This window comes from Desulfacinum hydrothermale DSM 13146 (assembly GCF_900176285.1).
Taxonomy (GTDB): Bacteria; Desulfobacterota; Syntrophobacteria; order Syntrophobacterales; family DSM-9756; genus Desulfacinum; species Desulfacinum hydrothermale.
Genome location: NZ_FWXF01000040.1, coordinates 1 through 5,022 on the forward strand (window position 1 = coordinate 1; position 5,022 = coordinate 5,022).

Annotated in this window: 6 protein-coding genes; 1 reads left to right on the forward strand and 5 read right to left on the reverse strand. The window is 50.7% G+C overall.

The features are described 5' to 3' along the window. Positions 1-1,098 (forward strand): methyl-accepting chemotaxis protein (locus B9A12_RS16305; protein ID WP_170920692.1); only part of this gene is annotated, 1,098 nt, incomplete at its 5' end. On the opposite strand, the gene B9A12_RS16815 is transcribed toward B9A12_RS16305, so the two are convergent. From B9A12_RS16815 to B9A12_RS17445, 5 genes are all read right to left on the reverse strand, one after another. Beyond that, positions 1,085-1,783, reverse strand: a complete 699-nt coding sequence (locus B9A12_RS16815) for a hypothetical protein (protein ID WP_139796700.1) — start codon at positions 1,781-1,783, stop codon at positions 1,085-1,087. The genes B9A12_RS16305 and B9A12_RS16815 overlap by 14 nt on opposite strands. A gap of 267 nt (positions 1,784-2,050) precedes the next feature. Next, a complete protein-coding gene (locus tag B9A12_RS16310) occupies positions 2,051-2,839 on the reverse strand; it encodes a tetratricopeptide repeat protein (protein WP_170920693.1) in 789 nt (262 codons plus the stop codon). A 49-nt stretch (positions 2,840-2,888) separates the two neighbouring features. Further along, on the reverse strand, positions 2,889-4,307 hold the full coding sequence (locus B9A12_RS16315; RefSeq protein WP_170920694.1) for a type IV secretory system conjugative DNA transfer family protein: 1,419 nt from the start codon (positions 4,305-4,307) through the stop codon (positions 2,889-2,891). Next, complete coding sequence (locus B9A12_RS17155) at positions 4,258-4,536, reverse strand: hypothetical protein (protein WP_170920695.1); 279 nt, start codon at positions 4,534-4,536, stop codon at positions 4,258-4,260. Before B9A12_RS17155 ends, B9A12_RS16315 begins: the two co-directional genes overlap by 50 nt. A gap of 27 nt (positions 4,537-4,563) precedes the next feature. Further along, positions 4,564-5,022: hypothetical protein (locus B9A12_RS17445; RefSeq protein ID WP_212636985.1), on the reverse strand; the 459-nt coding region annotated here is incomplete at its 5' end.

The window sequence follows — 5,022 nt, forward strand, 5'->3', positions numbered from 1 at the left end:
CGGGAAAAGGGCGCGGGGTTTGTGGATTACATGTGGCCCAAGCCCGGTTCCGACAAACCGGTGCCCAAGGTGTCCTACGTCAAACTCTTTCAGCCCTGGGGCTGGATCGTGGGATCCGGCATCTACGTGGATGATGTGAAGGCCCAGGTCAATGCCATCCGTCTCACGATGCTGTTGTTCCTGGCGGCCTTGACTGCGTTGGCACTGGTCGGCACCTGGCTGGTATCCCGGTCCATCACCAAGCCCATCACCATGGTGGCGGACGGCTTGAACACCAGCTCCGAGCAGGTGGCTGCGGCCGCGGCTCAAGTTTCGGCGGCGGGGCAGTCCCTTGCGGAAGGTGCCTCAGAGCAGGCGGCCTCCATTGAGGAGACGTCCTCCGCACTGGAAGAAACGTCTTCCATGACGCGGCAGAACGCGGACAATGCCAACCAGGCCAAGTCGATTGTGCACCAGTCCGATCAAGACATTCGCGAGGCCAAGGAAGCCATTGAGGAACTGACCCAGGCCATCGAGGCCATTTCCAGCGCCAGTCAGGAGACGCAGAAAATCATCAAGACCATTGATGAGATCGCCTTTCAGACCAACCTGCTGGCACTCAATGCGGCGGTTGAAGCCGCAAGGGCCGGCGAAGCGGGAGCTGGATTCGCCGTGGTGGCGGACGAGGTTCGAAACCTGGCCATGCGCGCGGCGGAAGCCGCCCGAAGCACGGCGGAAATTATTGAGGATACCGTGCAGAAGGTCGAAAGATGCTCTTCGTTGACAGACAAGACTACCAGTTCCTTTGCCAGGGTGGAAACCGGAAGCCGAAAGATCGGTGAGCTGGTGGAAGAGATCGCCGCAGCCAGCAACGAGCAGGCAGAAGGGATTGAGCAGATCAACAAGGCCGTCTCCGAGCTGGACCGCGTGGTTCAGCAAAATGCCGCCCATGCAGAGGAGACGGCGTCCGCATCCAACGAACTCAACCATCAGGCCGAGCGCATGCGGGAGTACGTGAAAGCGTTACTGGACATTGTACGAAAGGACAATACCGGCATCGACAACAAACCGTCCGCCGACCAAAAGGTGGAACATATAAGGCGCATCAGTCCCGAATAAGTGCAATCTTTGTGGCACGCCACCCCAAAAAGGCTTTTCGGATTGCATACACCCCCCACGGGATTACGGAGGAACAGAATGTTACCCACAGAACCCAGGTGGAAGAATAACCAAGCCAAAAGGCACTTCCGGAAATCATTCTGTGAATGGCAAGTTTTGACTTCGGAGGAATAAAATTTGGAAGCCAACCCACTCCCTTTGAAAATTCGAGAGTGTTTGTTGCAAAGTAAAGCAGCAGGGACAGACTTATCCCGGCCAAACACAACACGACCGTTCTCCCGACCAGGAAACGGACAAATCCCTGCGTCCACGGATCCCCAATTCCCCGCAGAATTTCACGGATCATCAGTATGCAAACAAGGCATGTCATCCACACTTGAAGCAAGATAGGATAAAGTCTTACTGCGAGTGAATCGGACATGTTCCCGGCAATCGGGACATGTCCGTGAAACATGGCAAGAGTAACAGGTGCCAGAAACAGTATGGGCACAATCTCCACAAACGCTAGTTTCACACCTGCGGAAAACAACTGTATGTTGCGAACCACTGACGTAATTTCGAAAGATGCGGCGGTGCGGAGATCAGAACCAATAATGACCAAGCGCCTCAATATCTCCATAACGGTAGCAAGCGATGGCAACTCAGCAAGAGACTTTTTACCGTCTGGTGTTTTCTGTCTAAGCATATCCCACCACACTTACCAAAGCAGGGGTACAATTGCCAGAATACTTAAAATGCACGCCAATACCGGACGATAATGCACCAAAAAGGCAGACGACGAACTACCCCACAATGTCAAGGACACAATCCACTTCAGGTGACTTACAATAAAGCCGTAAACATCCCCATACTGCAGCATAATTGCTGCCATTATTGCAACAAGACCGCAAATTCCGAATACTATGATAGAACGCACCAAAGATTGCATCGCGATTCCTCTTCCGGACACATGCTATTTATGCATAGGAACCACGTTTATCGTAACGTCATAATTGGGGATATTAGTTGGGTAACTATGTCCGTTTATCCATATACTGGCTTTCTGGTGTGCAACACGACGCTCCTTTTCGTCCATGTTTGCTACATAAGCCTTATACCATTTAACGTACTCAGGGTTCCCGCCCGAACTTGCAATCTCAAGCCACTGTGCTGCAAGGATGGGATTATGACAGGTTGCGTTGGTGTCGGAGTATAACACGCCCAACAAATACTGGGCTTCCCTGTTCCAGTGTTCTGACGCCTCTTTCAGCCACTGTACAGCCTTTTTCGGGGCCTTAACCGTTCCTAATCCTTTATAATGATACAGTCCAAGCCTAGTTGGAGCGAGCCATTTCTCCCCCTTCCGTGTTGCCTGTGAATACCATATGTAAGCCGCCTGGTAATCCTTCTCTGATTCGTGGATTCTGCCAAGTTGTACGCACGCCAACCCGCCCAGATGCCGATCTGAGACAATTTTGAGAAAAAACTCTCTCGCCTTGGCGGGATTGCGTACCAGAAACGGTGGACGACCCTGCATGAACATCATGCCCAAATTGTACCAGCCCAGAGCAACCCCCCCCTCGGCTGCTTTTTGGAAATACTTGACGGCTATTTCAGGATCCTGCTCCAGACCGGCCAATCCGTTATCATACAGGTACCCCAAATGCAGCATGGCTTCGCTGTCATTTTGTTTCGCAAGCTCCTTAAGCATTTTCAGCGCATTCGGATCATGTGCAATGGCCTGCTGTACGAGCTGTGCCATACTGTTGTTACCGCTGCCAACAATTCGCGAAAAAACTTCTGTAATGTTGTTACATCCCGCTAGGCACATCAACAGCGGCAGCAGGAGACTGCACAGTATTCGTTTCCATAATTTCTTTGAAGTTAAGCTCAAGTGTGCATGGCCTAACATCACGCGTCCTCCCCCTATAGGCGCGGTGCTGAGTAAACAGGATAAACTGCCGTGGACGCAGTCTAAGCGCTGATGCCTCATCCAATACCGTTTCCTCTTTGGAGGTGTAGCGCATGTCCCCTTCCGGAGTAAAGATCGGGCTGTATATAGCTCGATGTCCCGCCAAGTCACACACGTATTTTGACGTTGCCGGATCATTTACTTTGAAGAACATTCTAGTATTGCAGTTGTCAATAATAACCCTTGTTCTGGCTTCGCCAAGAAATGTCTCCAGATCCGACAAAGACTGCGTAAGCGCATGTATGGCTACCCCCGCACCGCGGCTTTTGTTGAACAAATCCTCAATACCGGGATAAAATACATTGGATGCTTCATCAATGTATACCATCAGCGGAGGATCAAAGGCCCGCTGGCTGGCATACAAACGCCCAACAAGCGCCTGCACCATTGACAAAAAGATGCGTGCAAGAGAGAGCGCGGGAGCCCGGAACATAAGGCTTCCGGTATGAATGACCATGATAATCCGTTCGCCAGCCTCCAGCTTGCGGATAAACTCGTTTTCCTCCGTTGTTCCTATCACCTGTCCGATAGAACCCACAGACAGCTGACTCAGAGTTGTCCGCAAGGTGGACGTAATCTTCGAAAAGTAGTCCGCGGGGGATGCAATTACCTGCTTAAGTGCCGAATGGATATGATCGACTTCCGGATCCCCAAGATGGTATTCCAGTTCTTTATTCAGCGCCTCCAGTTTCTCACGCGTTACCTGTTCCCTCAGTTGGTCAATGGTAATACTTTTGCCGGAACGAATCTTAGCATTCAAATAGTGCAAGGAAAATACCGCTATAAGCGTAATTTCCTTAGCAACCTCAATGAAGAATTCATCTTTTGAGACTGGGAGACTTGCAACCACATGCTGTACTATCTCTTCAGGACGGTAATAGTGTGAAAAGGGATTTATCCTCATTGAAATCTCCGGATATACCGGAGACAGAAAACATACCTCATTCTCCCTTCCCGTTTCCTTTGCAGTACTGATGATTTTGGCAATCAGATCCATGTCTCCTTTGGGATCTATAACACACACATTTCGCATAGCCCGAATATCCTGTTCCACCAGGTATTCCACCAGGCGTGTTTTACCGCAGCCGGTTGTCCCGAACGTAATCCAGTGGCGCAATCTGTCGGCATATCCCAGGGACACTGCATGTATGCGAGGAAGAACCTGATAAATATCCTCCAATGCAATTGCATCTCCGATACAAAGCCTGTCATTCTGTTTTCTGTTCAGACCCAACATTTGTATCAGTTTCGCAAGCATTTTCTTCATCCTGCATTATGGTTTTCATTACAGCCTTGCAGGTGTCTGCGCTACCGTGCACATAACCCCGGGCGTAAATCGTGAGCTTACCCTTGCCCCAGCCCCGAGGGATTTCGGATGGAAGGGAAAAACCCAGTTTCCTTACAATATCATGGTCCGAAAGTGACTCCAAAAATACCGAGTCCTCATATTTCCTTTTAAGCAGCGCAATCACATCTGAACGCTTCACCTCATTCTTCCTCCCTGATCATTCATTCTAATCGAACATCTTCAAAATTTGTGACCGTAAGACAGTTTCCGTTGCAACGGTGGAAGCCAGTATCCACATTGCCGCATGCGTAAACAAAAACAACGATACCGCACGGAAAGCGTGCCGGTGTCCACGCACCACATTCGCAACTGCAACCAGCAGCGCAAAAAGCATGCACAAGGCACAGAACGTGCGGGCAGCATAAGCCTGGTAGCCTACGAGCATTCCTTCCACAGCCATTCCGCCCCAAAGGACCACATCCATTATTTCATCCCATCCGCCAACACAACACAGCATCACAGTTATCCACCACAAAATGCCGGTCGCTGCAAAAAGCCGATATGTTTGGCGTCCAACTGCATCGTGAATCACACTGCAGCCGATTGCGCACCCTCCTCCAAAAGCCGACCACCCAGCTACCAACACGCCGGTCAGACAAAGCAGATAAAATCCGAAATGCCTTTC

Coding starts and splice junctions, on each gene's coding strand:
- B9A12_RS16815 (WP_139796700.1), bottom strand. CDS start 1,783: ATGCTTAGACAGAAAACACCAGACGGTAAAAAGTCTCTTGCTGAGTTG.
- B9A12_RS16315 (WP_170920694.1), bottom strand. CDS start 4,307: ATGCTTGCGAAACTGATACAAATGTTGGGTCTGAACAGAAAACAGAAT.
- B9A12_RS16310 (WP_170920693.1), bottom strand. CDS start 2,839: ATGGCACAGCTCGTACAGCAGGCCATTGCACATGATCCGAATGCGCTG.